Annotated in this window: 21 protein-coding genes; 19 read left to right on the forward strand and 2 right to left on the reverse strand. The window is 46.3% G+C overall.

What is annotated here, in order from left to right; all coding sequences use genetic code 11:
* Nucleotides 1-407: 407 nt before the first annotated feature.
* The 18 genes from CCC71_RS04525 (at nucleotide 408) to CCC71_RS04610 (ending at nucleotide 22,068) form a co-directional block, all read left to right on the forward strand.
* Nucleotides 408-1,103, forward strand: a complete 696-nt coding sequence (locus tag CCC71_RS04525; RefSeq protein WP_296333093.1) for a helix-turn-helix transcriptional regulator — start codon at nucleotides 408-410, stop codon at nucleotides 1,101-1,103.
* A 128-nt stretch (nucleotides 1,104-1,231) separates the two neighbouring features.
* On the forward strand, nucleotides 1,232-2,437 hold the full coding sequence (dpaL, locus tag CCC71_RS04530; protein WP_226974013.1) for a diaminopropionate ammonia-lyase: 1,206 nt from the start codon (nucleotides 1,232-1,234) through the stop codon (nucleotides 2,435-2,437).
* A 99-nt stretch (nucleotides 2,438-2,536) separates the two neighbouring features.
* The gene (locus tag CCC71_RS04535) at nucleotides 2,537-3,847 is read left to right on the forward strand and encodes a YgeY family selenium metabolism-linked hydrolase (RefSeq protein ID WP_156705160.1); all 1,311 of its coding nucleotides are present in this window, start codon (nucleotides 2,537-2,539) and stop codon (nucleotides 3,845-3,847) included.
* 13 nt (nucleotides 3,848-3,860) lie between these two features.
* The gene (ygeW, locus tag CCC71_RS04540; protein WP_226974014.1) at nucleotides 3,861-5,054 is read left to right on the forward strand and encodes a knotted carbamoyltransferase YgeW; all 1,194 of its coding nucleotides are present in this window, start codon (nucleotides 3,861-3,863) and stop codon (nucleotides 5,052-5,054) included.
* Between the two features lie 83 nt (nucleotides 5,055-5,137).
* Nucleotides 5,138-6,073 carry a carbamate kinase gene (gene arcC, locus CCC71_RS04545; RefSeq protein WP_156705163.1) on the forward strand — a complete coding sequence of 312 codons (936 nt, stop codon included), beginning with the start codon at nucleotides 5,138-5,140 and terminating at the stop codon, nucleotides 6,071-6,073.
* 14 nt (nucleotides 6,074-6,087) lie between these two features.
* The gene (ssnA, locus tag CCC71_RS04550; protein ID WP_156705165.1) at nucleotides 6,088-7,425 is read left to right on the forward strand and encodes a putative aminohydrolase SsnA; all 1,338 of its coding nucleotides are present in this window, start codon (nucleotides 6,088-6,090) and stop codon (nucleotides 7,423-7,425) included.
* Nucleotides 7,426-7,563: 138 nt separating this feature from the next.
* Entirely contained in the window at nucleotides 7,564-9,252 is a 1,689-nt protein-coding gene (locus CCC71_RS04555; protein WP_296333098.1) for a selenate reductase, read from the forward strand.
* A gap of 32 nt (nucleotides 9,253-9,284) precedes the next feature.
* Nucleotides 9,285-9,884 carry a 2Fe-2S iron-sulfur cluster-binding protein gene (locus CCC71_RS10930; RefSeq protein WP_296333100.1) on the forward strand — a complete coding sequence of 200 codons (600 nt, stop codon included), beginning with the start codon at nucleotides 9,285-9,287 and terminating at the stop codon, nucleotides 9,882-9,884.
* Between the two features lie 15 nt (nucleotides 9,885-9,899).
* Nucleotides 9,900-10,268, forward strand: a complete 369-nt coding sequence (locus CCC71_RS10935) for a hypothetical protein (RefSeq protein ID WP_296333102.1) — start codon at nucleotides 9,900-9,902, stop codon at nucleotides 10,266-10,268.
* A complete protein-coding gene (xdh, locus tag CCC71_RS10940; RefSeq protein ID WP_296333104.1) occupies nucleotides 10,214-11,839 on the forward strand; it encodes a selenium-dependent xanthine dehydrogenase in 1,626 nt (541 codons plus the stop codon). The genes CCC71_RS10935 and xdh overlap by 55 nt, the downstream gene beginning before the upstream one ends.
* A 108-nt stretch (nucleotides 11,840-11,947) precedes the next feature.
* Nucleotides 11,948-13,282 (forward strand): nucleobase:cation symporter-2 family protein, encoded by a 1,335-nt coding sequence (locus tag CCC71_RS04575; RefSeq protein WP_295224020.1) that lies wholly within the window; start codon nucleotides 11,948-11,950, stop codon nucleotides 13,280-13,282.
* A 482-nt stretch (nucleotides 13,283-13,764) separates the two neighbouring features.
* Nucleotides 13,765-15,099 (forward strand): nucleobase:cation symporter-2 family protein, encoded by a 1,335-nt coding sequence (locus CCC71_RS04580; protein WP_021841247.1) that lies wholly within the window; start codon nucleotides 13,765-13,767, stop codon nucleotides 15,097-15,099.
* A 388-nt stretch (nucleotides 15,100-15,487) separates the two neighbouring features.
* Nucleotides 15,488-15,925: an MOSC domain-containing protein gene (locus CCC71_RS04585; RefSeq protein ID WP_296333105.1), complete on the forward strand. Its 438-nt coding sequence runs from the start codon at nucleotides 15,488-15,490 to the stop codon at nucleotides 15,923-15,925.
* A 19-nt stretch (nucleotides 15,926-15,944) separates the two neighbouring features.
* On the forward strand, nucleotides 15,945-17,009 hold the full coding sequence (locus CCC71_RS04590) for a GTP 3',8-cyclase MoaA (RefSeq protein ID WP_363307074.1): 1,065 nt from the start codon (nucleotides 15,945-15,947) through the stop codon (nucleotides 17,007-17,009).
* A 114-nt stretch (nucleotides 17,010-17,123) separates the two neighbouring features.
* Complete coding sequence (locus tag CCC71_RS04595; RefSeq protein ID WP_295223945.1) at nucleotides 17,124-18,308, forward strand: aldose epimerase family protein; 1,185 nt, start codon at nucleotides 17,124-17,126, stop codon at nucleotides 18,306-18,308.
* Nucleotides 18,309-18,418: 110 nt separating this feature from the next.
* A complete protein-coding gene (locus CCC71_RS04600) occupies nucleotides 18,419-19,588 on the forward strand; it encodes an iron-containing alcohol dehydrogenase (RefSeq protein ID WP_021841251.1) in 1,170 nt (389 codons plus the stop codon).
* Nucleotides 19,589-19,838: 250 nt separating this feature from the next.
* Entirely contained in the window at nucleotides 19,839-19,961 is a 123-nt protein-coding gene (locus CCC71_RS04605) for a hypothetical protein (RefSeq protein ID WP_021841252.1), read from the forward strand.
* A gap of 277 nt (nucleotides 19,962-20,238) precedes the next feature.
* Nucleotides 20,239-22,068, forward strand: a complete 1,830-nt coding sequence (locus CCC71_RS04610; RefSeq protein WP_021841253.1) for a carbon starvation CstA family protein — start codon at nucleotides 20,239-20,241, stop codon at nucleotides 22,066-22,068.
* Nucleotides 22,069-22,320: 252 nt separating this feature from the next.
* Here CCC71_RS04610 and CCC71_RS04615 read toward each other — a convergent pair whose 3' ends face one another.
* Nucleotides 22,321-23,241: a LytR/AlgR family response regulator transcription factor gene (locus tag CCC71_RS04615; protein ID WP_127059357.1), complete on the reverse strand. Its 921-nt coding sequence runs from the start codon at nucleotides 23,239-23,241 to the stop codon at nucleotides 22,321-22,323.
* A 12-nt stretch (nucleotides 23,242-23,253) separates the two neighbouring features.
* Nucleotides 23,254-24,969 carry a sensor histidine kinase gene (locus tag CCC71_RS04620; protein WP_296333109.1) on the reverse strand — a complete coding sequence of 572 codons (1,716 nt, stop codon included), beginning with the start codon at nucleotides 24,967-24,969 and terminating at the stop codon, nucleotides 23,254-23,256.
* A gap of 227 nt (nucleotides 24,970-25,196) precedes the next feature.
* On the opposite strand from CCC71_RS04620, the gene CCC71_RS04625 reads away from it, so the two are divergent.
* The gene (locus tag CCC71_RS04625) at nucleotides 25,197-25,337 is read left to right on the forward strand and encodes a hypothetical protein (RefSeq protein WP_021841256.1); all 141 of its coding nucleotides are present in this window, start codon (nucleotides 25,197-25,199) and stop codon (nucleotides 25,335-25,337) included.
* Nucleotides 25,338-25,389: the final 52 nt, after the last annotated feature.

The raw sequence follows: 25,389 nt of genomic DNA on the forward strand, positions 1-25,389 counted from the left end.
GTTATTAACTCCTTATGAATAATTTCGTTTTTCGTTGGACCATATATGGCAAAAAGCCAATGTATCTATATATTAGATTTTGTCGATATACTTATTTATAACATATTTTCGAAGAAAATTATAGTGTTTAGATGAAAATAGATAAATTATAAATAACTCTAATTATTTTATTTTTAACAGTTGCATATTTTGAATTGTTATGATACTGTTTAATCATAGGAACAAAACAAATTGTTAGGCTAACAGAAAATTAGTTAGCATAATGATTTTGGAAATGAAGGATGAATAATCAAAATGCCGATGGAAGTTGGTGTTGAGACCATTCAGTTTGCATAGGCATTTGGTTACGACACCAAACAGTTAGTTTGTATGACGCCAAGATGCGTGAAAGGTGAGGAGCGGTTTTTATGAAAAATGAATTGGAAAATTTGAAACAAATTGCTCACGGGTTAGCTCAGCAGTTTGGCGAAACTTGTGAAATTGTAATTCACGACGTACGGACGCCGGAAATGGAAGGTACCGTTGTTTGTATTGAAAACGGCGAAATATCTAACAGAAAGTTAGGTGACGGACCGTCACATGTGGTGCTCGATGCACTTAAGAATGACGGCAAAGATTTGGAAGACCGATACGGTTATTTAACCAAAACTAAAGACGGTCGCGTTTTTCGCTCCAGTACCATGTACATGCGTGATGATAAAGGGCAAATTACGTATGTGTTCTGTATTAATTCAGACATTACCAATTTGATTCATTTGCAACAAATGGTAAATCAATTCACGGAACCGGTGGGGCTCGCGACGAGCACTTCGGCAAGTAAAGAAGCCGACGGGGCTGAACGAATTACGACGAGCGTAACTGATTTGCTGGATGATTTAATTGAGCAGGCGGTGGCTAAGGTAGGTAAGCCGGCGCAGCTCATGACGAAGGCCGAACGGTGCGAAGCTTTGAAGTATCTAAACGATGCGGGCGCCTTTTTAATATCTAAAGCGGCGGACAAAATCGGAGAATACTTCGGCATTTCAAGATTTACTTTATACAGCGATTTAAACGCTGTTAAAGATAAAGAGAAGGAAGAGCAAATTAAAGCGAAAGTTAAATAATGGGGACATAAACATCGGTTACAGCACCGGCTGATTCGCTCACATAAGGGGCTGATAATCAGTCTGACAATTTGTTAGCCGATACACATAGGATGGATTTAGAGGTTAGTAGGTATGGGAGGTATAACATGGATTCATTGAAGTGGCAAGTTAATACATTACCTAAGGGTAATGATGATAATTTAGCTATCATGTCGGTGGCGGAAGCCAAAAAAGCCCGCGCGTTTCATCAGAGTTTTCCACAATATGAAACAACACCGTTAACGCAACTGCCGCAGTTGGCCAGATTCTGGGGCTTGGGAAGCCTTTTTATTAAAGATGAATCATATCGTTTCGGCTTAAATGCCTTTAAGGTATTGGGCGGCTCGTATTCGATGGTCAAATATGTAGCGCAGCAGCTCCATAAAGACGTATTGGATTTGCCGTATAGCGTAATGACATCCGAAGAATTGCACAAACAAATGCCGGAGATTACGTTCTTTACGGCTACCGACGGTAACCATGGTCGCGGGGTAGCTTGGTCAGCTCGTCAATTAGGTCAAAAAGCCGTTGTATTTATGCCAAAAGGGACGACTAAATCCCGCTTGGAGCATATTCAGCGCGAAGGGGCTACGGTAACCATTGAAGATCTCAATTATGATGATTGTGTGCGTAAAGCGGTAGCCGAAGCGGCTAAGGTCAAAAACGGCGTAGTTGTGCAGGATACAGCCTGGGAAGGGTATGAAGAGGTACCAAGCTGGATCATGCAAGGTTACGGCACGATGGCCTTGGAAGCGGGTGAACAATTGGCGACGGCCGGTGCTATGCCGACTCACATTTTTGTTCAAGCCGGGGTAGGATCGTTAGCCGGTGCCGTTACAGGCTATTTTAGAAATTTATATAAAAATGAGGCGCAACAACCGAAAATTATCGTAGTGGAAGCTCAAGCGGCAGATTGCCTATATCAAGGGGCTGTAGCCGGTGACGGTAAACCGCGTATGGTGGGCGGCGATTTGCAGACGATTATGGCCGGTCTTGCTTGCGGCGAGCCGAATACGATAAGTTGGGAAATTTTACGAAATCACGCTGATGTGTTTGTATCCGCACCGGATTGGGTAGCCGAGTGGGGCATGCGCATCAGTGCAGCTCCGATAAAAGGGGATACGCCGATTACATCCGGAGAATCCGGCGCAGCACCGTTGGGGACGGTCGCAGCCATTATGACTTGTCCGGAATATAAGGAATTAAAAGACATCTTAGGTTTGGACGAAACATCGAAGGTATTATGTTTCTCCACCGAAGGCGACACCGATCCGATTCGCTATAAAGACATCGTTTGGTACGGTAAAAAATAAGGGAATCAATTAATTGATTTTGGTGAGAATGCGTAGAAATTAGGTTAATCAATTAAATGATTATAAGTAAGAATGTGTAGGTATTGAGGAGGTTGTATTATGGATTTTGAAGCTATCAAAAAAGCAGCGCAGAGCTATGAAGCGGCTATGACGAAATGTTTGCGTGACATCGTGGCAATTCCCGGTGAAAGTGCTGATGAAAAGGGCCATGCCGATCGCATTGCGGAGGAAATGCGAGCCGTAGGTTTTGATGAAGTGCTGATTGATCCGCAAGGGAACGTGTTGGGCTATATGGGAAGCGGTAAAACGTTAATTGCTTATGATGCTCATATTGATACGGTAGGTATCGGCAATCGTGAAAACTGGACATTTGATCCGTATGAAGGTTTTGAATCGGCCACCGAAATCGGCGGTCGCGGTGTATCGGACCAGTTGGGTGGTATCGTTTCCGCCATTTACGGCGCTAAAATCATGAAAGACTTAGGCCTTTTGAACGATAAATATCGCGTACTCGTAACCGGTACCGTTCAGGAAGAAGACTGTGACGGCCTTTGCTGGGAATACATGATTAAAGAAAGTAAAATTCGCCCTGAATTTGTAGTATCTACGGAACCTACGGACGGCGGTATCTATCGCGGTCAACGAGGACGTATGGAAATCCGCATCGACGTAAAAGGCGTTTCCTGCCACGGCTCCGCACCGGAACGCGGTGACAATGCAATTTATAAAATGGCCGATATTTTACAAGATATCAGAGCCCTTAATGAAAACGATGCGGCCGCTGAAACGAAGATTAAAGGCCTCGTAAAAATGCTCGACAAAGAATATAACGATCAATGGGAAGAAGCGCAATTCCTCGGTCGCGGTACGGTTACCGCTTCGGAAATCTTCTTCACATCCCCAAGTCGTTGCGCCGTAGCTGACTCTTGCGCCGTATCCTTGGACCGCCGCATGACAGCCGGTGAAACTTGGGAAAGCTGCCTCGATGAAATCAGAGCTTTACCGGCCGTACAGAAATACGGCGATGATGTGACCGTATCCATGTACCAATATGATCGTCCATCGTACACAGGACTTGTATATCCGATTGAATGCTATTTCCCAACCTGGGTTATTCCTAAAGACCACAAGGTAACAGTTGCGCTTGAAGAAGCCTATAAAGGCTTATACGGCACGGAACGCATCGGCGACAGCACGACCGTTGAAATGCGTAAAGCACGTCCGTTGACGGATAAATGGACATTCTCCACTAACGGCGTTTCCATTATGGGACGCAACGGCATTCCATGTATTGGTTTCGGTCCGGGCGCAGAAGCACAGGCTCATGCACCGAATGAAAAAACTTGGAAACAGGACCTTGTAACTTGTGCCGCTGTATATGCAGCTTTACCAACTATGTATTGTAAATAAAGGGGATAGTATCATGACAGATTTCAATAAAGTAGTTAGTGAATTAGCCAAATTGGATTGTAAAAATATATTCGGCGAGGATTTTTTCCTTACCTGGGAAAAAAGTGATGATGAATTAAAAGCCGTTTGGGCCGTAGCTGATGCGCTTCGTGCTTTGCGTGAACAGAATATCTCCACGAAAGTGTTTGACAGCGGTCTCGGCATCTCCTTATTCCGCGATAATTCAACCCGTACACGCTTCTCCTTCGCATCCGCTTGTAACCTCTTGGGCCTTGAAGTGCAAGACCTTGATGAAGGTAAATCGCAGATTGCCCATGGTGAAACGGTTCGCGAAACGGCCAACATGGTATCTTTCATGGCCGATGTAATCGGTATTCGCGATGATATGTACATCGGCAAGGGCAATGCGTATATGCATGCCGTGTCTGATGCGGTTAAAGAAGGCTTTGAAGACGGCGTGTTGGAACAGCGTCCGAATCTTGTGAACCTGCAGTGCGATATCGACCATCCGACTCAGGTTATGGCCGATGCAGCTCACATTATTAAAGAGTTCGGCGGTATTGAAAACTTAAAGGGCAAAAAAGTGGCTATGACTTGGGCTTACTCTCCATCTTACGGCAAACCTTTATCCGTACCGCAAGGGGTTATCGGCTTATTCACGCGCCTTGGCATGGAAGTTGTTTTGGCCCATCCGGAAGGCTATGAAGTAATGCCGGAAGTAGAAGAAGTAGCTAAGAAGAATGCAGCGGCATCGGGCGGTTCTTTTAAAAAGACCCACGACATGAAAGAAGCCTTCAAAGACGCTGATATTGTATACCCTAAGAGCTGGGCACCGTTCGCGGCTATGGAAAAACGAACTAAATTATATGGCGATGGCGATTTAGAAGGAATTGATACCTTAGAAAAAGAATTATTACAACAGAATGCTAATTATAAAGATTGGGCTTGCACCGAAGACATGATGAAGCTCACTAAAGACGGCAAAGCCTTATACTTGCACTGCTTACCGGCCGATATTACCGGCGTAAGCTGTGAAACCGGCGAAGTAGACGCCACTGTATTTGACCGCTATCGTGTACCGCTTTATAAAGAAGCAAGCTATAAACCATACGTAATTGCCGCTATGATTTTCCTTAGCAAATTCAAAGACCCTGTACAGAAATTGAAAGATTTACAGGCTAAAGGTAAAGCGCGCATAGATCGTTAATTGGAAGCAAGGTACTGTGGCTATAGCGTTGCAAAACTACCCTATAGCCCGGTGCTAAGGTATAAGTTTCAGAGGTATACAGTATGGCAAAACGGGCAGTTATTGCATTAGGTGGCAATGCATTGGGCAATACGCTACCGGAACAGATGCAAGCAGTTAAAGGGACCTCAAAAATCATCGTTGATTTGGTTGAAATGGGGTACGAAGTTGTTGTCACACACGGCAACGGTCCTCAAGTGGGGATGATAAATAACGCTATGGCTGCATTATCGCGAGAAAATCCGAAACAACCGAATACACCATTATCGGTTTGTGTAGCCATGAGTCAAGCCTATATCGGCTATGACCTTCAGAACGCGCTAAGAGAAGAACTGTTAAATCGCAACATTCGTGACTTAGCAGTGTCCACCATGGTGACGCAGGTACGGGTCGATGAAAATGATCCGGGGTTTAAAAATCCTACGAAGCCGATCGGTCACTTCATGAGTGAAGCAGAAGCGCGCTATGCGGAAGAACATTATGATTACAAATGCGTAGAAGATTCGGGGCGCGGTTGGCGACGGGTAGTCGCTTCGCCGGCACCTATGGAAATTGTGGAACTGGATGCCATTAAGCAACTCGTAGGTCATCAATTGGTGATTTGCTGCGGTGGCGGCGGTATTCCGGTTGTGAAAAAAGACAATCATTTAAGCGGGGCCTCCGCAGTTATTGATAAAGATTGGACCAGCAGCGTCTTGGCACAGGCCATTGATGCGGATGTATTTATAATTTTGACAGCCATTGAAAAAGTAGCCATTCATTTCGGTAAGCCGAATGAACAGTGGCTCGATGAAATGACGGTAGCGGAAGCTAAACAATATGCTGCGGACGGTGAATTCGCCGCCGGTTCCATGCTGCCGAAGGTAGAAGCGGCCATTCAATTTGCTGATAGCAAACCGGGCCGCACAGCCATTATCACCTTATTGGAAAAAGCCAAAGAAGGGCTTGAAGGCAAAACCGGTACACGTATACACCGGTAGAAAGGTGGCTAACTATGTTATTACTTGGCGAAGGTACGGTTATTACAAGAAATCCGGCTCAGCCTATGATTACGCGCGGTGCCGTCGTGATGGACGGCAAGACGATTATCGCGGTGGGCGGTTACGATGAGCTGAAGGCGAAATATCCTGACGCTACCGTAATTAATGCGCATGGCAAGTTGATTATGCCGGCGTTTATTAATGCCCATCATCATATTTACTCCGCTTTGGCACGCGGGCTGGCACTACCGAATTACAATCCCACTAACTTTAACGAGATTTTAGAAGGCATGTGGTTTTATTTAGACAATAATCTAAACAGAAATTCCGTGTGGGCCAGTGCGGTGGCTACCTATATGGCCTGTATTGAAAACGGCGTTACCACGATTTTTGACCATCATGCCAGTTATGGTGAAACGGCCGGCAGCCTCAGTGTTATCGGTGATGTGGCCAAAGAGTTTGGCGTTCGTTCCTGTCTTTGCTACGAAGTGAGCGATCGGAACGGGCAAGAAGCCATGGAAGCAGCCGTAGCGGAAAATGTGCGCTTCGGTAAGACAGTAAAAGAAGCTGAACCGGAGGATATTGAATTAGCGGCTATGTTCGGTCTCCATGCATCGTTTACATTGAGTCCGGCCACGCTTGATTATGTACGGACGCAAAATACGGACGGTTTGGGCTATCATATTCACGTTGCCGAAGGTATAAGCGATGAAGAAGACAGCATCGTTAAATACGGTAAACGGGTTGTCAATCGACTTTATGACGAAGGGATTTTAGGACCGACTACGATTACCGGCCATTGTATTCATATTGATGCGGATGAACTTTCAATTCTTAAAAAGACGGATACTATGGTTGTCCATAATCCGGAAAGTAATATGGGCAATGCCGTAGGGGCACCGGATATTTTGGCCATGACTAAAGCGGGTTTACGTGTAGGTCTCGGCACGGACGGTTACACCAGCGATATGTTGGAATCCTATAAAGCGGCGAATTGCCTCGTTAAATATCGCAGCGGTTTACCAAATCAAGGGTGGGTTGAAATTCCGACCATGCTCTTTGATACGAACCGCAAGATGGCGGAACAGTTTTTCCACATCACCACCGGTATTTTGACACCGGGCGCAGCAGCCGATGTAATTGTGATGGATTATGAACCGCCAACACGCTTAACCGCTGATAATATTAACGGTCACCTCCTATTCGGTGCCAACGGCATGAATGTAGTGACGACAATCAGTAACGGCGTGGTGCGGTACCAAAATCGCCAATGGCAGGGCCTCGATAAACAGGCGTTGCTCGGCGAAGTACGTGAGATAGCCGAAGAACTGTGGCATCAACTAAAGGCTTAAATTGGAAGCGTAATCTTCCGGCAGACATCATAGGCAGAAAGTTATAGCCGACATTATAGGCCTAAACTACAGACATAAATAAGAAGTATAAATTACAGGTGTAATGTATTCGATGTTCGCAAAAAGGAGTGAGTCCTCATGAGCGATATTATGTACCCGGTAAGTTTTGATAAATTAATGAATCATATTCTACAGGAATATGCTCTTCATCAACGTATTTATAATGTAACTAAAATTCACCACTACGAAGGAACCAAGGTGCTGAAGTTGTTTGGCAAAACCTTGGAAAACCCATTGGGACCGGCAGCCGGGCCGCATACCCAGTTAGCGCAGAATATTATTGCCGCCTATGTGGGCGGCGCACGGTTTATCGAATTGAAAACCGTGCAAACCATGTACGGCGAAGAACTTGGTATTCCGAGACCATGCATCTACTCCAATGATGAATCGTACAACGTGGAATGGTCCGCTGAATACAGAGCGGATGAAGCCATGGCGGAATATATTAAAGCCTGGTTTGCCCTCAAATTAATCAGTAAAGAATTTGGTTTGGGGAGTCCGGACGGCTTTATCTTCAATATGAGTGTGGGCTATAATTTAGCGGGCATCAAAGACCCTTTAATCGACGCTTTTATTGAAAACTTAAAAGACGCCGGTAAGACGGAAACCTGGCAGGCTTGCAAAGCATGGACCTTGGCTAATTTAGACAGATTCAAGCAGATTGATGCAGCTTATGTTGAAAACATTAATTCAGATATTTGTCAGTCCATTACCTTATCTACCATGCACGGTTGCCCGGCCAATGAAATTGAAGCCATTTGCAGCTATTTGTTGGAAGAAAAGGGTCTCAACTTATATTTGAAATGTAATCCTACTTTACTCGGCTATGACCGCGTACGCACTTTATTGGACGATGCCGGTTTTGCCTATGTAAAGTTTGATAAACATCAATTTGAAGTGGATCCCACTATGGCTGACGCCGTGCCGATGATAGAGCGCTTACAAGCGTTAGGTCAAAAGTGCGGTAAGCAATTCGGCGTTAAGCTCACCAATACCTTCCCGGTTCAAATTCTTGAAAAAGAACTGCCGGGCGAGCAAATGTATATGGCCGGCAAAGCCTTATTGCCATTGACGATTACCTTGGCGGCCGAGCTGAGCCGAGCATTAGACGGTAAACTCGCTATTTCCTATAGCGGCGGCGCCGACCGCAAGAGCATCGGGGATATTTTTGAAACCGGCATTTGGCCGATTACGGTATGTACCACCTTGCTGCAAGGTGCCGGTTACGATCAGCTTGATGATTTGGCAAAACGCGTAGAAAGTAAAGACTATGATTCTATTACTGCGTTAAATGTACCGGCCATCGAAAAGTTGGCACAAACCGTGGCGCTATCACCGGAATTCCACAAAACCGAGGCTATGCGCATAAAAAGAGCGAAACAGCCCGGTTTTCAGGCGGCTCACAGTGAAGATTACCGGTGCCGCGTAACCTGTGGTACTTGCGTTCGTGTTTGCCCGAACCGGTCTAATGAACTCGTTACGGTGGATGGTCAAAAACTGATTATTCACATTGATGAAGCGTGCAATGAATGCGGTAACTGCGCCTGCAATTGCATCGAACCTTGCCAACCGTACAAAGATCGATTGACCTTCTTTTTAGACAAAGCGCGGTTACAGGCAAGTGAAAATGACGGCTTCTACAAAGCCGGTGAAGAATGGGGGTTCCGTTTTAAGGGGCAGGAAGCCGTGCTTCTGCTTGAAAAATTACCGAGCCCGTTACAGTCGATAGTAAGTGCATTCAGTAAGGAGCTGCCTTATTATCTATAACCCTTCAATGTTGAAGGAGGGAGGCTTACCCTATGTTTAAATTTCAAATTAACGGACAATGGCATGAAACAGCAACGGACAAGACATTGCTTCAATATTTGCGCGATGACCTTCACTTAACGGGGACGAAGGATGGTTGCGCAGCGGGCGCTTGCGGGGCTTGTACAGTCATTGCCGGCGGGAAAAAGGTAAAAGCCTGTGTACTTAAGGTTTCACAGTTGGCGGATAAGCCGGTTGTGACCATCGAAGGCTTGACGGAGCGAGAAAAAGACGTGTATGTATATGCTTTTGGTGAATGCGGTGCCGTGCAGTGCGGTTTTTGTATTCCCGGCATGGTTATGAGCGCCAAAGCATTGTTAGATGAGAATTTAAATCCTACCCGCGACGATGTGAAGTTAGCGATTAACGGTAATATTTGTCGCTGCACGGGGTATGTAAAAATTGAAGACGCCATTTTGTTGGCAGCGAAACTATTTCGTGAAAACAGTCCGATTCCCGAGAGCGACAGATCCGGTAAAATCGGCAGCTTACTCCATCGGGTCGATGCGAAGGAAAAAACCTTGGGCACCGGTTTATACACCGATGACATGGTGTTGCCGGGCATGATTTATGCCAAAGCGGTACGCAGTTAATATCCGCGAGCCGTGGTGGAACATATCGACATTTCCAAGGCCTTAGCCCATCACGATTGCGTAACGGTGCTATTGGCGAAAGACGTGCCTTTTAATAAAACGGGGCATATCATCCAAGATTGGGACGTGCTCATCGCCGAAGGCGATACGACGCGCTATATAGGCGATGCCATTGCCCTTGTGGCGACAGAACATAAGGACACGCTTGATGAAGTGTGCAATTTGGTGGACGTTACCTATACGGAACTGACCCCGATTCTAACGCCGGAAGCGGCTATGGCACCGGATGCACCGCTCATTCACAGTGGTGGCAATATGCATCCCATCAAGTGCTTAATCGCGGTGATGCGTACGCAGCTATTAAAGCGGCTAAATATGTGGTAACCCGTCACTATTCGACGCCGCAAACGGACCATGCGTTCATGGAACCGGAATGTGCCATTGCGGAATCGCGTGAAGACGGCGGACTCAACCTGTATACGGGTGGTCAAAGCGTGTATGATGAGCAACGCGAAGTAAGCCGTATGTTAAAAGTCGATCAAAGTGAAATTCATGTTCACAGCATGCTGGTAGGCGGCGGTTTCGGCGGCAAGGAAGACATGAGCGTGCAGCATCATGCGGCACTCATGGCTTGGCATACCAAGCGGCCGGTGAAAGTGAAGTTTTCACGACAGGAAAGTCTGGACATTCATGTGAAGCGCCATGCTATGGAAATGGATATTACCACGGCCTGTGATGAAGAAGGCAATTTGGTAGCCAGCAAGGTTGTTATTGTGTCAGACGGCGGTGCTTATGCATCCTTGGGCGGTCCGGTTTTACAAAGGGCCTGCACCCACTCGGGCGGACCTTACCACTATGACAACTTCTCGGTGGAAGGTACCTGCTACTATACCAATAATGTACCGGGCGGTGCGTTCCGGGGGTTTGGCGTAACGCAAAGCGTGTTCGGTCAGGAAATTAACATTGATTTACTCGCCGAAATGGTGGGCATGGATCCTTGGGAGTTCCGTTATAAAAACGCAGTTCGCCCCGGTGAATCCTTACCGAATGGGCAATTGGCGGGACCGGAAACGGGGCTCGTTGAATGTTTGGAAGCGGTAAAAGAGGCCTACTATGCTTCACCTAGAACGGGTCTCGCCGTATGTATGAAGAATAGTGGTATCGGCGTAGGCTTGCCGGATACGGGTCGTGTACGCCTTGAAGTACGGGACGGTAAAGTGCGCATTCGTACGTCTGCAGCCTGTATCGGCCAAGGTTTGGGTACCGTAGCCACTCATATTCTCTGCGAAACTACCGGAATTTCGCCGGATGATGTCATCGTTGAGGCGCCGGATACGGATAGAACGCCGGATTCGGGAACTACCACAGCATCGAGACAGACTGTTTTCACCGGCGAGGCAACGCATGTGGCAGCCCAAGAGCTAAAAGCTGTGCTTGATTCGGGGAAAACGTTAAAAGACCTGGAAGGTTGTGAATATTACGGTGAATATCACGGCATTACGGACCCGATGGGCAGTGACAAACCGCATCCGGTAAGTCATGTGGCGTACGGTTATGGCGCCTGCGTGGCCACAATCGATGAGAAAAACTTTGTAAGTAAAATGGACGTAGCCTTTGATGTAGGACGTGTCATTAACCCGAAAGCCTGTGAGGGGCAGGTTGAGGGCGGTACTTTGATGGGCATGGGCTACGGCGTAACAGAAGATTTTAAAATGGATAACGGTCGTGTAGTAACTAAATATGGAACCTTGGGTTTACTCAGAGCGAAACAGCGGCCGGACATTACCGTACATTTTGTTGAAAAGGGTACGCCGGACCAAATGGCGTACGGAGCGAAAGGGATTGGCGAAATTGCCAGCATTCCGATGGCTCCGGCTATATCCAATGCATACCGTCATATTGATAAAGAAGAACGTCGGCGACTTCCTTTGCAACATACAGGCTATAAACGATAGGCAAGGAGTTGAAGGGGTATGACAACGGATAGAACCGAAGTAGTGCAGTCGAACGCTGTAGGCGTCGATGAACTTACGGAAACACTAACGGATGCGGTTGAAGTAACAATGCCGGGTGGCACCAAGCGCGTGAATCCGGTAGATGAAATTTTACCGGTGGGACAGATGTTTGCTTACGGCTTGCAGCACGTACTGGCCATGTATGCCGGTGCGGTAGCCGTGCCGATTATTATCGCCCAAGGATTGGGCCTTTCCACAGAACTTTTGACATGTTTAATCAATGCCGACCTTATGGCGGCCGGCATTGCTACCTTGATTCAAACCTTGGGGGTCTGGAAAATAGGGGCCAGAATCCCAATGATTCAAGGTGTTAGTTTTGCCTCGGTAGCACCGATGTTGGTTATCGGCCGAGAATTCGGCCTTACGGCCATCTTCGGCGCCGTTATCGTGGCCGGCTTAATCGGGTTCTTGATTTCGCCGTATTTCAGTAAATTGATTCGTTTTTTCCCACCCGTTGTAACGGGGACAATTATTACCTTAATCGGTATTTCGCTCTTACCGGTAGCCGTTCGCTGGGCCGGCGGGGGCAATCCGAATTCAGCGGATTTTGCAAGCCTTCACAATCTGGGCTTAGCCATAATTACGTTAGCCATCGTGGTGCTCGTGTACCGTGTATTTAAAGGCTTTATCAGTAATTTATCAATCTTAATCGGTCTCATGGGCGGCACTATGGTGGCGTACTTTATGGGCTATACCGATTTTAGTGCCGTTGGTCACGCTGACTGGGTCGGCATCGTGCCACCACTGTATTTTGGCTTCCCACGGTTTGAATGGTCCGCCATTTTGTCCATGCTGATTGTAATGCTCGTTATTATGGTGGAAACGACTGGTGACTGCATTGCTATCGGTGAAATCGTAGGGCGCAAGATCAATAAACCGCACCTCGCCGCCTGCCTCCGGGCTGATGGTATCTCCACCGCTTTGGCGGGTGTACTTAATACCTTCCCACATTCTGCGTTTGCTCAAAACGTAGGGCTTGTAGCGGTAACGGGCATTAAGAGCCGCTATGTAGTGGCTTGCTCCGGTATTATTCTATTGGTATTGGGCTTATTCCCTAAGATGGGGGCCTTGATTGCGTCCATTCCGAGTGCCGTTCTCGGCGGAGCCGGTCTTGCCATGTTCGGTATGATTATTGCCAGCGGGATTCGCGCCTTAGGTAAAGTATCCTTTGAAGGCAATTATAACTTGATGATTGTAGCAGTCAGCATCAGCGTGGGCATGATTACACTAGTGTATCCGAGCTTTTTTGCCCGCTTCCCTGAATGGGCTCAGACCGTAATGCATAGCGGCATTACCTTGGGCAGCTTGGTAGCCGTGCTTATGAACGTGCTCTCGAACGGCAGCGAAGGACATCCGTCGGATCGGCCGGATAAGATTAAATAGCAATTAGGATTAAATAAGAATTAAAATTAATACAGTATCAAATGTTAAATTTAAAACTCGTTAAATGCTAAATTTGAAAACTCATCAGATGCTAAATTTAAAAATTGAATATTAGATAAAGGCGATTCTGAGTATAGTGCCAAAAAGTTAGCCTTATTAGCTTTAACTTTAATCGGTGCTGTGGGGGAATCGCCTTTTGTCCCTTTACTCTTTTGAAACCGCTATCAAAATTACTTTCATATGAGGTGCTTTGTTTTTTCAAAAAAATAATTTTGACAAAACGGAACAATCATTGTTTAATAAATAGGATAAATATATAGTTTAGATTAAATAAGAATAAATTATTAAACGACAAAAAATAGTTATGAATTTGTTGCGCGGATATTTGTCTTATTGATGGAAACTGTATAAAATATAATTATATAAGAGGGTATATAATTATCAGTAGGTATTAAGCAGGTTGTTAGTATGAGGAGGTTCTCATGAGCGAAGAAACAAAACGGTCATTACATCCCGTGGATGAAATGCTGCCGCCTACGCAACTATTTGCCTATGGTTTGCAGCACGTGTTGGCCATGTACGCCGGTGCCGTAGCCGTACCGATTATTGTGGCTCAGGCCATGCATTTGTCAGCGGAACAGTTAATTCACTTAATTAACGCGGATTTATTTACTTGTGGGATTGCCACACTGATTCAGACCTTGGGCTTTTGGAAAGTGGGCGCTCGAATTCCGATGATTCAAGGCGTTACCTTTGCGTCAGTTACACCGATGATTGTTATCGGTACGCAAGGCGGTATGACGGCTATTTATGGGGCCATAATCGTGGCCGGCCTGTTTACCTTCCTGATAGCGCCGTATTTCAGTCGTTTAATCCGTTTATTCCCGCCGGTGGTAACCGGTACGATTATCACGATTATCGGTATTACTTTATTGCCGGTATCCGTGCGTTGGATTACAGGGTATGGCAAGCCGACATCACCTGAATTTGCCAGTCCTATGAGTTTATTCTTGGCCTTTATTACCTTAGCCATTGTTATTATCGTATATCGTTATTGTAAAGGCTTTTTGAGTAACATCTCCGTGTTGATCGGGCTCATTGGCGGCACCATTATTGCCACTATCATGGGTGTAGCCGATTTCAGCAAAGTAGGCCAAGCAGATTGGGTGGCCTTTATTACACCATTCTCCTTCGGTTATCCGACCTTTGATGTGGGCGCCATCATCTCCATGATTATCGTTATGTTTGTAGTTATGGTAGAAACGACCGGCGACTGCGTAGCTATCGGTGAAATTGTAGGGAAACCGATGGGGCGTAAAGGACTCGCCAGATGTTTGCGGGCCGACGGTTTATCCACAATGCTCGGCGGCATTTTTAACAGTTTCCCATACACGGCGTTTGCGCAGAACGTAGGTCTTTTGGCGGTAACTCGTGTGAAAAGCCGTTTCGTAGTAGCAACGTCCGGTCTTATTCTCGTGGTGCTCGGTTTAGTGCCTAAGATGGCGGCCATTGTTGCGTGCATTCCGAACTCCGTGTTGGGCGGTGCCGGCATTGCCATGTTCGGCATGATTATTGCCAGTGGTATTCGCGCACTTTCCAAAGTAAACTTTGATGGCAACTATAACTTGATGCTCGTAGCCGTAAGTATCGGTATGAGCATGGTAACCTTGACCGAGCCGAACTTCTATCATAACTTCCCAAGCTGGACGTCCGTTATCCTTCATAGCGGTATCACCCTTGGCAGTTTGACCGCCGTTGTGTTGAACCTTATCTTCAACGGCGTGGGTCACGAAGAAGCGGTGGAAGAGGAAGATTAATCGGTTAATTGGCTGAGCAATCATAAAAAGATGATGCTTAAAATCGTCTGAATTTTTGCAAAATAGAGGGACCACATTGATTTGTGGTCCCTTGTTGTTTATTCAACGATACGCGGTATTCAGCATAGCTTCGAACTCGATAGTATTATGTTGAATAAATATGGCATTATTTTGTTAAACAGTATTAAATTCAATTATAGCATGTTATAATAAAGTTTAGAATATTGAAAACAATCAATGCGGGCGTTGCCGGTGCAACATACAAACCGGCGCCTGCGGTGGCATACTAGATATAGATTATTAGAACCGGTGCATGTTTTAGATTTATGGTGGCTATGGTTTTAATGATGATGTATTTTTGTATGCAACAGAAAGGATTTACATATATATGGCAAAGATTATTGCTATTTCCATAAGTGAAAAAAAAGGTCAGAAAAAACACAACATTTCGGAAGCGGAATTGTTGACCGATTTCGGCATGGCCGGCGATGCTCATGCCGGTAAATGGCACCGTCAGATTAGCTTGCTCGGCATTCAGAGTATCGACTTGATGCGCGCCAAGGGAGCCGATGTGAATCCCGGCGATTTTGCTGAAAACATCACCGTGGAAGGCCTCGTTTTATACGAATTGCCGGTGGGCACGAAGCTCAATGTGGGCAACGGTATTGTGCTTGAAGTGACACAAATCGGCAAGGAATGCCATTCCGGTTGTGAAATCCAAAAACAGGTGGGTTCCTGTATTATGCCGATCCAAGGGATTTTTGCCCGTGTGCTTGCAGGCGGCAAGATTCGCGTCGGCGATGAAGTGACCGTCAGTAACAAATAAAGGAGAATTGAATTGTATGGTGCAGGATAATTGGCAACGGACAATTGAATATGTGCGTCTTTCGCTGACCGAAGCCTGCAACTTTTGTTGTCCCTATTGTCGGCCGGAGGCGATTACGCCGGAAACTCAGACGAACTTATTGACGCCCGATGAATGGCTCACTGTTTTGGGGGCGTTTCATCAACTGGGCGTACGAGCCTTGCGTCTTACGGGCGGTGAACCGCTACTCTATCCGCATTTGGACGAATTACTCCAGAAACTGCAGGAGCGTCAGTGGTTTGAAGACGTATCCATGACGACCAACGGCAGCTTGTTGGGGAAACGGGCCAAGGAGCTTCAAAAGCTTGGTCTTAATCGCGTAAACATCAGCCTTGATGCGGTGGATGAGCTTATCTTTGATGTACGAACCGGACGAACCGGTCAATTGCCGGCCGTTATTGAAGGCATTGAAGCGGCCTTGGCAGCGGGTTTCACGTCGGTTAAAATAAATACAGTACTAATGGAACCCATGTCCGACGATATGGTGCGTTCCTTATTGGCGTATATGGAAAAATGGCCGGTCATCTGGCGTTTTATTGAATACATGCCGTTCCAAGGCCAGACATTTAGAGGCCCGACTTTTGAAGAGTGGCAGGCTCAGCTAACCAGAATCTGCGGGGGACCGCTAATTCCGGTTGAAAAGAACGGAGCTAAAAAGGGCGCTAAAAGCAACAACGGTAATGGTGTTGAAGCGGATGAAGTCAAAGACGGTAAAGCGACTGCTGTTAAAAAATCTAAATCGGTAACCGGCTTCGGTCCGGCTACGTATTATGCATTGCCGCAAGGTCCGGTGGTGGGCTTTATTTTCCCAATGAGCCACAGCTATTGCCATGAATGCAACCGCGTGCGACTCACATCGGACGGGCGTTTGCGTCTTTGCTTATTGCGCGATGATGAAGCGGATTTGGTCAGCTTGGTGCGACAGGGTAAGTCCTCCGAAGAATTGGCTGAGCACATTAAAGATGTATTGCAGCTGCGCCGTGAGCAGCACGAAGGGCCGGATATGGCGGCGCCTAAGCGTGCCATGTGGCGCATCGGCGGTTAAGTATAGACTTATAGGGTGTAAAGGACAGTTTAGGCTAAACTATGTGAAGAAAGCGGCAGTTTGGGTTTGACCATAGGGTGAATGGTCAGCTTGAACGGAAAATGAGGTGGTGTAATGAAACGATTTGATTGGGGCACAACGGCTAATGGTGAACCTGTTACTATGTATGAATTGGAATCGGATACAATTAAGCTGCGCGTAATCGACAGAGGGGCCACCATCGTCGACTTTATTGTTAAACCCTTAGATCGCAATATTGTGTTGGGCTATGACTCCTTACAAGGCTATGAAGCGGGCACGTCCTATTTAGGTGCGTCCGTCGGTAGGGTTGCCAATCGAATTGCCGGCGCTCGTTGTGAAATTGACGGCACCGAGTATCATTGGAAGCCGAATAACGGTCCCAACTTATTACACAGTGGTGAAAACAGTTTAAGTTTTGACGTGTGGCATTTAGTGCCGCAAAGCGCTAAGCAGGCCTTTAATTATGATAAAATCACGTTGGCCACGATGTTGCGCAGTGAAGAAGACGGCTTTCCCGGCGACTTGCGAGTACAACTGGATATTATCGTCAATGGGGCGGACGTGAATTTAACGTATCGCTATATGACATCCCGTAATTCCGTAGTTAATATTACGGGGCACAGTTATTTTAATTTGAACGGCACCGATTTAGCGAGCGTGACCAAGAATCGTAATTTTGCCGCTCTGCAGGAGGCACCAGAGGCGTCGACCACTAATGAAGGCCCTAAAGAACAGCCGTTGATAACGAATCACCAATTGCGCTTAGACGCGATTCGTTACATGCCGTTTGGTGAAAACCAAATCCCTACCGGTCATATTGCTTCGGTAGAACGAACACCTTTTGATTTCAGTGTATGGCGTACCTTAGGGAACAATTTGAATGCCTATAAGGAAGAATTGGCGGAATATAGAGGCTATGATCATCAGTATGTTTTGCGCCTGCCTACGACCAGCAAAATGTTTGCGCTACCCGTTAATCACCGTTTCAGCGATAGGGAGGATATGACCAAACACCTGGCTTTGTGTGGGACTATGCACGTAGCTGATTTAGCCCTGGAAGTATATTCCAATGCGCCGGGCTTTCAATTGTACACCGGTAACTGGCTCGATGAGACCGGCCGTGACGGCGTGCATTACGGGCCTTACAGCGGCATGTGCATAGAGCCGCAATTTGCCCCGAATGATGTGAACATGCCTAATTTCGGCGAATCGCTGACAAAAGCGGGGACCATTTATGAGCGGCATATTACCTATAGAGTAGATTTACTCAATGGCTGACAAAAACGATAATATATTTTACAATTAAAGTATGATACTTGACCGGTTGTGCCAAGCACAGCCGGTTTTATTTATATTGATATACCTGTTTACCAAGGAGGTTAAGACCTATGGACGCATTTACATTTCATAATCCGACCAAAATCGTATTTGGCAAGGACTGTGTAGCTCAATTAGAGCAAGATTTGGCAAAATACGGTCAAAACGTGCTGTTAACCTATGGCGGTGGCAGTATTAAACGCAACGGCATCTATGACGACGTCATGGCGCAACTTAAAGCGGCCGGTAAAAACGTCATTGAACTAAGCGGTATTATGTCCAATCCGCGTACTGAAAAAGTGCAGGAAGGGGCTGATTTGTGCCGTGAACATAAGATAGATTTCATCTTGGCGGTAGGCGGCGGATCCGTTATTGATTGCTCCAAATTCATTGCGGCAGTGGCTAAAACAGAGCCCGGCTATGACTGGTGGGAGCACATGTTTATGAAGCGTGAAAACGTAACCGATGCGTTACCGTTTGGTGTTGTGCTTACCATGTCAGCCACAGGCAGTGAAATGAACAATCGCGGCGTTGTGACCAATTGGGAATCGCAGAAGAAAATGGGCGGTTACGGCGATGCGCTGTTCCCTCAGTTCTCCTATTTAGATCCGGTCTACACCTATTCCATGCCGCATAATCAGATGATTAACGGTATTTGCGATATGCTCTCCCATTTGATGGAACAGTACTTCTCCTTGCCGGAAACCAACAACTTGAGCGATGCCCTCATTGAAGCGGCTTTTAAAAACATCATGGCTAACGCAGCTGTTGCCATTAAAAATCCGGAAGACTATGAAGCTCGTTCCAACCTCATGTGGGGTGCAACGTTAGCTTTGAACGGTATTATGGGGCTTGGCAAAAAACAGGATTGGATGGCCCATCAGATTGAACATGCGTTGTCCGCTTTTTACGACATTCCGCATGGTGCGGGCCTCGCCATTGTACATCCAATGTTACTTCGTTATATTTACAAAGATCATTTACCTCGTTTTGTTCGCTTTGCTAAAAATGTATGGGGTCTCAGCGAAGACGAATACGCCAACGAAGCCACCTTGGCCTTGGCCGGTATCGATGCGTTGCGCGCTTATTTCAAATCCATCGGGGCTCCCACAACTCTTACCGAAGTGGGTATTCCGGCTGAAGCGTTGCCTAAGATTGCTGAAAAATCTAACAGATATCCGACATCCTATACCAACTTTACGACGGAAGATATTTTGGCGATTTATCAGAGCGCGTTATGATTAATTTTCGATAATTAATTGATAAGAGCTTTTCAAGTGTTTAAAGAAAATTACAATATATATACCGAAACTTTACATAAATGAACTGTTTGTTCATTGCTATTAATAAATAGAAGTGTTAGTATAACAGTAGCATATGGCTCTTAAGAGCTCTTGGTGATGGCGGCATCACCTACCCGAAAGCGGCACGAAAGTGTCGCTTTTTTGGGATAAATTCAAATCGGATATTATTGGGTAAGGGGAATTAGCTATGACATGGGATGACTACAAAGATTACGTAAAATCGCTTAGTGATGAAGATCGGGAAAATATGGAATTGATAGAAAAGCTGGCTGAGATTGCGACACGCCATTTAAAAGATAAAGGGGAGTAGCGAAAGCAAATTCGCTTGAGCAGATGTAGTATTAAATAGACTTTTTGCGGCAGAAAGTATTTATGGTAAATACAATAGCTGTTTGTAAAAAGATAAAACTCAATAAATTCTATTTCCTTTGAGGCGGTCTTATTTCTATTGACCGCCTCTTTTGTTCCATTCATCGAAAACTCGTTTACGCCTTTTCTAAAATAACATACAATGCTATCAGATAAAGATAGGTTATAAAATATCTTACAGCATAGTTTATTGCATTTATTTTAGGAGGTTTATGTTTATGGAAATGAACGGGCTTTATTTAGTCATTGCTTCGGCCCTCATACTCGTAATTGCCTATCGCTTGTACGGGTCATTCGTGGCGGCTAAAGTATTAACAGTAAATCAATATCGCACAACCCCGGCGGTAGCGATTAATGACGGGGTAGACTATGTACCAACCAACAAATGGGTTACTTTCGGTCAGCACTTTGCAGCGATTGCCGGTGCCGGTCCTTTGGTTGGTCCTGTAATTGCCGCTCAGTTCGGTTACTTACCGGGCGTGCTCTGGATTTTGATTGGTTCCGTATTAGCCGGTGCCGTTCACGACTTCGTGTTGCTTTTTGCATCCGTTCGTTATAACGGTAAATCCATTGCGGATATTGCAAAATCCGAAATTTCCAGCGTTGCCGGTATGGGCACGTTGCTTGCTACTTTGTTCTTGCTCATCATCACGATGGCCGGTATGGCAGCCGTAGTTGCCAACTCCCTTGAAAACTCCCCATGGGGCTTTTTCACAGTAAGTGCTACGATTCCTATCGCCGTATTCATCGGTATTTACCTTCGTTGGATTCGCCCGGGCAAAATTCGTGAAGCCACTGTTATCGGTGTAGCTTTAATCATGGCCGCTGTTGTATACGGTCCTGACATCGCTCATTCTTCTTTGGCCCCTTACTTCACTTGGGATCGTAAATCCATTCAAATCATGTTGGCTGTTTACAGCTTCTTCGCAGCCGCTCTACCGGTTTGGTTATTATTAGCTCCACGTGGTTACTTGTCCACTTACATGAAAGTCGGCACCATCGGTGCATTAGCCTTAGGTATTATTCTTGTTATGCCGGTTCTTCAAATGCCAGCTTTCTCCGACTATGTAAACGGCGGTGGCCCTGTACTTAGCGGTTCCGCAGTTCCATTCGTATTCATCACCATTGCTTGTGGTGCGTTGTCCGGTTTCCATGCGACCGTATCTACCGGTACAACTCCTAAAATGATTACGAATGAAAAAGAAATGCTCCCAATCGGTTACGGTGCGATGCTTACTGAAGCCTTCATCGCTATGATGGCTTTGATTGCAGCAACCAGCTTACATCCAAACGATTACTTTGCAATTAACTCCACTACGGAAACTTTCTCCGCATTGGGTCTTCAAGTTCAAGAATTGCCAATGCTTTCCCAGATGGTAGGGGAAGACTTGATGCACCGTCCGGGCGGCGCTGTATCCTTGGCAGTTGGTATGGCTCACATTTTCTCCAAAATTCCTAACATGTCTCACTTGATGAGCTACTGGTACCACTTCTGTATCATGTTCGAAGCCTTGTTCATCTTGACTTTGATCGATACCGGTACTCGCGTAAGCCGTTATATGGTGCAGGAATTATTGGGTATGGCTTGGCCAAAAATGAAAGACGCTCACTGGTTACCAGGCGTTTACATTGCGTCCTTCCTCGTATGTTTCACTTGGGGTTACCTCGTATTACAAGGTAACATCGGTACCATTTGGCCATTATTCGGCGTATCCAACCAGCTCTTAGCAACTATGGGTCTCGCCATCGGTACAACGGTTATCATGCACCTTGGCCACAAACGCTATGCATGGGTAACGATGATTCCATGTTTCTTCATTGCCATCATCACTGTTATGGCTGACTATCAAAACGTATTCGGCAACTACATTCCGGAAGGTCAGTGGATGCTCGTTGGCGTTAGTGTAGTCATGTTCATCTTGGTAGCAGTCGTTATGGTTGAAGCGGTTCGCAGCTGGATTCGTTTGGCAAAACAGCCGCAAGATTTCCGTACCGAAGCTGATATCGAAGAGGAAACTCTCGAAGATATGGAACCTGAAAACGTTTAATCGAACGTTAATAGGCTAAAAAGTAAACGACTAATAGCTTACAAACATAAATGTACGCCCTTAAATTATGCTGTTAAGCAGATAAAAAATGCCATAGACACGTTGCTCGGTGAAAACCGTAGTAACGATGCCTATGGCATTTGTCGTATATTGTTAAAATGTTTGAAGCTGATTGTTGAGGCTAGCTTATTAATTAAGCATTTGATGCTTTGTCGTATAGTCCAAGTCGTTGTCTTATAGTCCGCGGCTTTCTTAGCTGATGCCCAACAATTCTTTAATCAGTTTAACCTGTGCCTTGCTCACTGGAATATCTACGAGCTCTTGGCCTTTGGCCGTCTGCTGGGGCAAACGTAACCAATAAGTGCCTTTGAACCACGGAATGACTTCCTGCACTTTATTTAAGTTGACGATATAACTGCGGTGAACGCGGAAGAGGGATGTGCCTTTTAAGCGATCCTGTAACTCCGTCAGCGTTTTATTGGAGCCGTATTTACCGGTATCGGTATGAACGTCGAGACGGCCCGATTCACCGGTAATGTAGTTGATGCTGTCGATGTCGATGAGCATGATGTGGGCACCGTCATCAACGGCCAGTTTATTAGTGCGGATAACAGGCTTGATGCTTTGATCGTTTGCGTCGTTCTGCTTTGCACCGGCTACGCTGATAGCTTCGGGAGCACTTTTGGCTCCGGTGGCCGCAACTGATGTAGCATTGTTAGCGGCTGCATGGTTAGCGGTTGTACCATTACTTGCGGCTGCGTTACCGGCGGCTCCGGTGCCGTGTGACTGCGTATGGCCGGTGGCTCCCACCAATTTTTGCACATGCTGAACCGCTTTAGCCAAACGGTCATCTTCAATCGGTTTTACCACATAGTCTAAAGCCTGCAGCTCGAAGGCTTTGAGGGCATATTCATCATAGGCCGTGGCAAAGATGATTTTGCTATCCGGTGAAATGTCGTGAATGACTTGAGCCAGTTCCAAACCGGACAGACCGCGCATATGGATATCAAGGAAGATTAAAGCCGGTTTTTCACGGGTAATTAAAGAAATCGCGGCCGTAGCGTTGTCGGCTTCGCCGATAATATCGATTACATCACTGTGGTTGGTAGTGAGTAAGTACCGCAGCTCGTCGCGAGCCGGCGCTTCATCATCAATAAGGATGGTGCGAATCATAGAATCGCCTTTCTATTCCGTTCGTTCCGGTGTCGGATCGGATTCCGGTTGAACTTTAGGGATGCGGATAACAACGGTGGTGCCTTCTTCAGGAACCGAAGTAATTTCAAGACCGTACGGGGCATCGTAGAGACCGCGCAAGCGGTGATGCACATTGCTAAGTCCGATATGACCTTGTGGCGGATGTTCCAGATAATAATCCGGGTCGCCTTGGAAACCGACGCCGTCATCGGTAACGGTGATTATAATATCCGTGTCCGTCATGGTTCCTTCAATGGCGATGGAACCGCCCACCTCGCGCGGTTGGAGACCGTGCTTGATGGAGTTTTCAATAATCGGTTGCAGCGTTAAGGACGGGATGCCGTAGCTGAAAATAGCGGGGTCCAAATTATGCGTTACGAATAACTTATCGCCGTGGCGGGCAATGGCAATTTCAAGAAAACCGCTGACCTGAGCCCATTCTTTTTCAAACATAATAACGCGGCCCGTATACTGCAAGGTAAAACGGAAAATTTGCGAGAATTTGATGAGCAAACGCCTTGCCAGCTCCGGATTGGTACGAATCAATGAGGAAATGGTATTCAGCGTATTGAACAGAAAATGCGGATTAATCTGGGTATGTAATGCCTGCATTTTCGCTGCCTCGGTCAAACGACGTTGGTAGTCGATTTCCGTCAGCTCCAGCTGGGTTGAAAATAAGTCAGCCAGACCTTGAGCGAAGGCAATATCCGACGAATCCGGATGATAGGACGGCGATGTATAATACATCTTCAACGTACCGATGATACGCGTTTTTATCATGAGCGGTACCACAATGGCACTGCTGAGCGTACAGTTCGGGTGGGTACAACCGATTTCAGCTGGCGAGTAGGCGATATGAATCGTACCGGACGTCAACGAATCGATGGTTACATGCGTCAAATGGTCATTCATGCCGGGCGCATGGTGATTGCTTTCGGCCCCGATATAGGCGAGAACCTGCTTCGTATCCGTAATAGACACCGCGTCGTAGGGGCTGTGCTTTTTAATAATTTGCACAACCGCATTGGCCGAATCCGGATTAAGACCTTTACGGAAATAACGTACCGTTTCGCGGGCGATGGACAAGATATTTTGACTCTGATTCGCCTTTTGCTGCGTCCGTTGGTAGAGGCCTGCTTTGATGATATACATGAAAAGGGCAAGGCCTAACGAGTTGGCAATCGTCATCGGTACAGCGATGCTGTTTACGAGGGCGTATGCTTGGTCATAGGGCTGAGCGACGAGCAAGATGATAAGCATCTGCAGAATCTCGCCGAAGAACCCGATACCGAGGGCAATCGGCCACGGAATGAGCTTGCCTTTGTAGTATTTTTGAAAAAGACCGGCCAAGAACCCTTCGGTGATGGAGGAAATGGCACAGGCAAGGGCCGTAAAACCACCCAACGAATAGCGGTGCAAGCCGGACACGATACCGACGGACGTGCCGAGGTACGGGCCGCCAATGAGACCGGCCGCCATGATACCAATCATGCGCGAGTTGGCAAGGGCATCCTGAATGGGAATCCCGCCGTAGGTGCCGAGGATGGCGATGCTGGAAAAAATGACCGTAAAGGCGATGCGGTCGAACCACGATAGTTTGTTGACCATGAGACGGTCGAAAAGTTTGAGCCTTGAAACGATGAGCCCCAGTATGACGGCATAGCTGATGCGTTTTATCATTTCAAGTAAAAGTATGTCGATAGCCATGAAAAATCCTTTCGTTAATGCAATTTATTGTTATTATTATATCACAGATGCAAAATACTAAAGGATAGCCATAGGGTTATATTAAGATTGCAAAATGGTCATTTTTCGATTGTGAAACGATGACGAATTTAGTAAAATAAAACCATCTAAAACATAGGTGAGATTAGGCAAGATTGAATGATTGATTACCTGTCACAGTGACAGTTTAGTTTGATAGGAGGCATAGTATGTGTTGGTGCGATATCGTATTTAAATCCGGGGCAAACCGTTTAGGTCAGGGTCTCGAAGGTACCCTTCATTTCTTGGCGTTCTGGGTGCTCACACTCAGCTTTGTGCGCTTGGGCGTGTTCTGGATTTTCGGATTATAAAAACGGTTTAACTTAAACTTTGCATAGGCTCAATATATTCATTTCGTTGAAA

The organism is Veillonella sp. LMAG:90, assembly GCF_008679445.1.
GTDB lineage: Bacteria > Bacillota > Negativicutes > Veillonellales > Veillonellaceae > Veillonella_A.

Excerpts from the sequence above, each read along its gene's own strand:
- CCC71_RS04525 (WP_296333093.1), top strand. The coding sequence starts at position 408 with ATGAAAAATGAATTGGAAAATTTGAAACAAATTGCTCACGGGTTAGCT.
- dpaL (WP_226974013.1), top strand. The coding sequence starts at position 1,232 with ATGGATTCATTGAAGTGGCAAGTTAATACATTACCTAAGGGTAATGAT.
- CCC71_RS04535 (WP_156705160.1), top strand. The coding sequence starts at position 2,537 with ATGGATTTTGAAGCTATCAAAAAAGCAGCGCAGAGCTATGAAGCGGCT.
- ygeW (WP_226974014.1), top strand. The coding sequence starts at position 3,861 with ATGACAGATTTCAATAAAGTAGTTAGTGAATTAGCCAAATTGGATTGT.
- arcC (WP_156705163.1), top strand. The coding sequence starts at position 5,138 with ATGGCAAAACGGGCAGTTATTGCATTAGGTGGCAATGCATTGGGCAAT.
- ssnA (WP_156705165.1), top strand. The coding sequence starts at position 6,088 with ATGTTATTACTTGGCGAAGGTACGGTTATTACAAGAAATCCGGCTCAG.
- CCC71_RS04555 (WP_296333098.1), top strand. The coding sequence starts at position 7,564 with ATGAGCGATATTATGTACCCGGTAAGTTTTGATAAATTAATGAATCAT.
- CCC71_RS10930 (WP_296333100.1), top strand. The coding sequence starts at position 9,285 with ATGTTTAAATTTCAAATTAACGGACAATGGCATGAAACAGCAACGGAC.
- CCC71_RS04575 (WP_295224020.1), top strand. The coding sequence starts at position 11,948 with ATGCCGGGTGGCACCAAGCGCGTGAATCCGGTAGATGAAATTTTACCG.
- CCC71_RS04580 (WP_021841247.1), top strand. The coding sequence starts at position 13,765 with ATGAGCGAAGAAACAAAACGGTCATTACATCCCGTGGATGAAATGCTG.
- CCC71_RS04585 (WP_296333105.1), top strand. The coding sequence starts at position 15,488 with ATGGCAAAGATTATTGCTATTTCCATAAGTGAAAAAAAAGGTCAGAAA.
- CCC71_RS04595 (WP_295223945.1), top strand. The coding sequence starts at position 17,124 with ATGAAACGATTTGATTGGGGCACAACGGCTAATGGTGAACCTGTTACT.
- CCC71_RS04600 (WP_021841251.1), top strand. The coding sequence starts at position 18,419 with ATGGACGCATTTACATTTCATAATCCGACCAAAATCGTATTTGGCAAG.
- CCC71_RS04605 (WP_021841252.1), top strand. The coding sequence starts at position 19,839 with ATGACATGGGATGACTACAAAGATTACGTAAAATCGCTTAGTGATGAA.
- CCC71_RS04610 (WP_021841253.1), top strand. The coding sequence starts at position 20,239 with ATGGAAATGAACGGGCTTTATTTAGTCATTGCTTCGGCCCTCATACTC.
- CCC71_RS04615 (WP_127059357.1), bottom strand. The coding sequence starts at position 23,241 with ATGATTCGCACCATCCTTATTGATGATGAAGCGCCGGCTCGCGACGAG.
- CCC71_RS04620 (WP_296333109.1), bottom strand. The coding sequence starts at position 24,969 with ATGGCTATCGACATACTTTTACTTGAAATGATAAAACGCATCAGCTAT.
- CCC71_RS04625 (WP_021841256.1), top strand. The coding sequence starts at position 25,197 with ATGTGTTGGTGCGATATCGTATTTAAATCCGGGGCAAACCGTTTAGGT.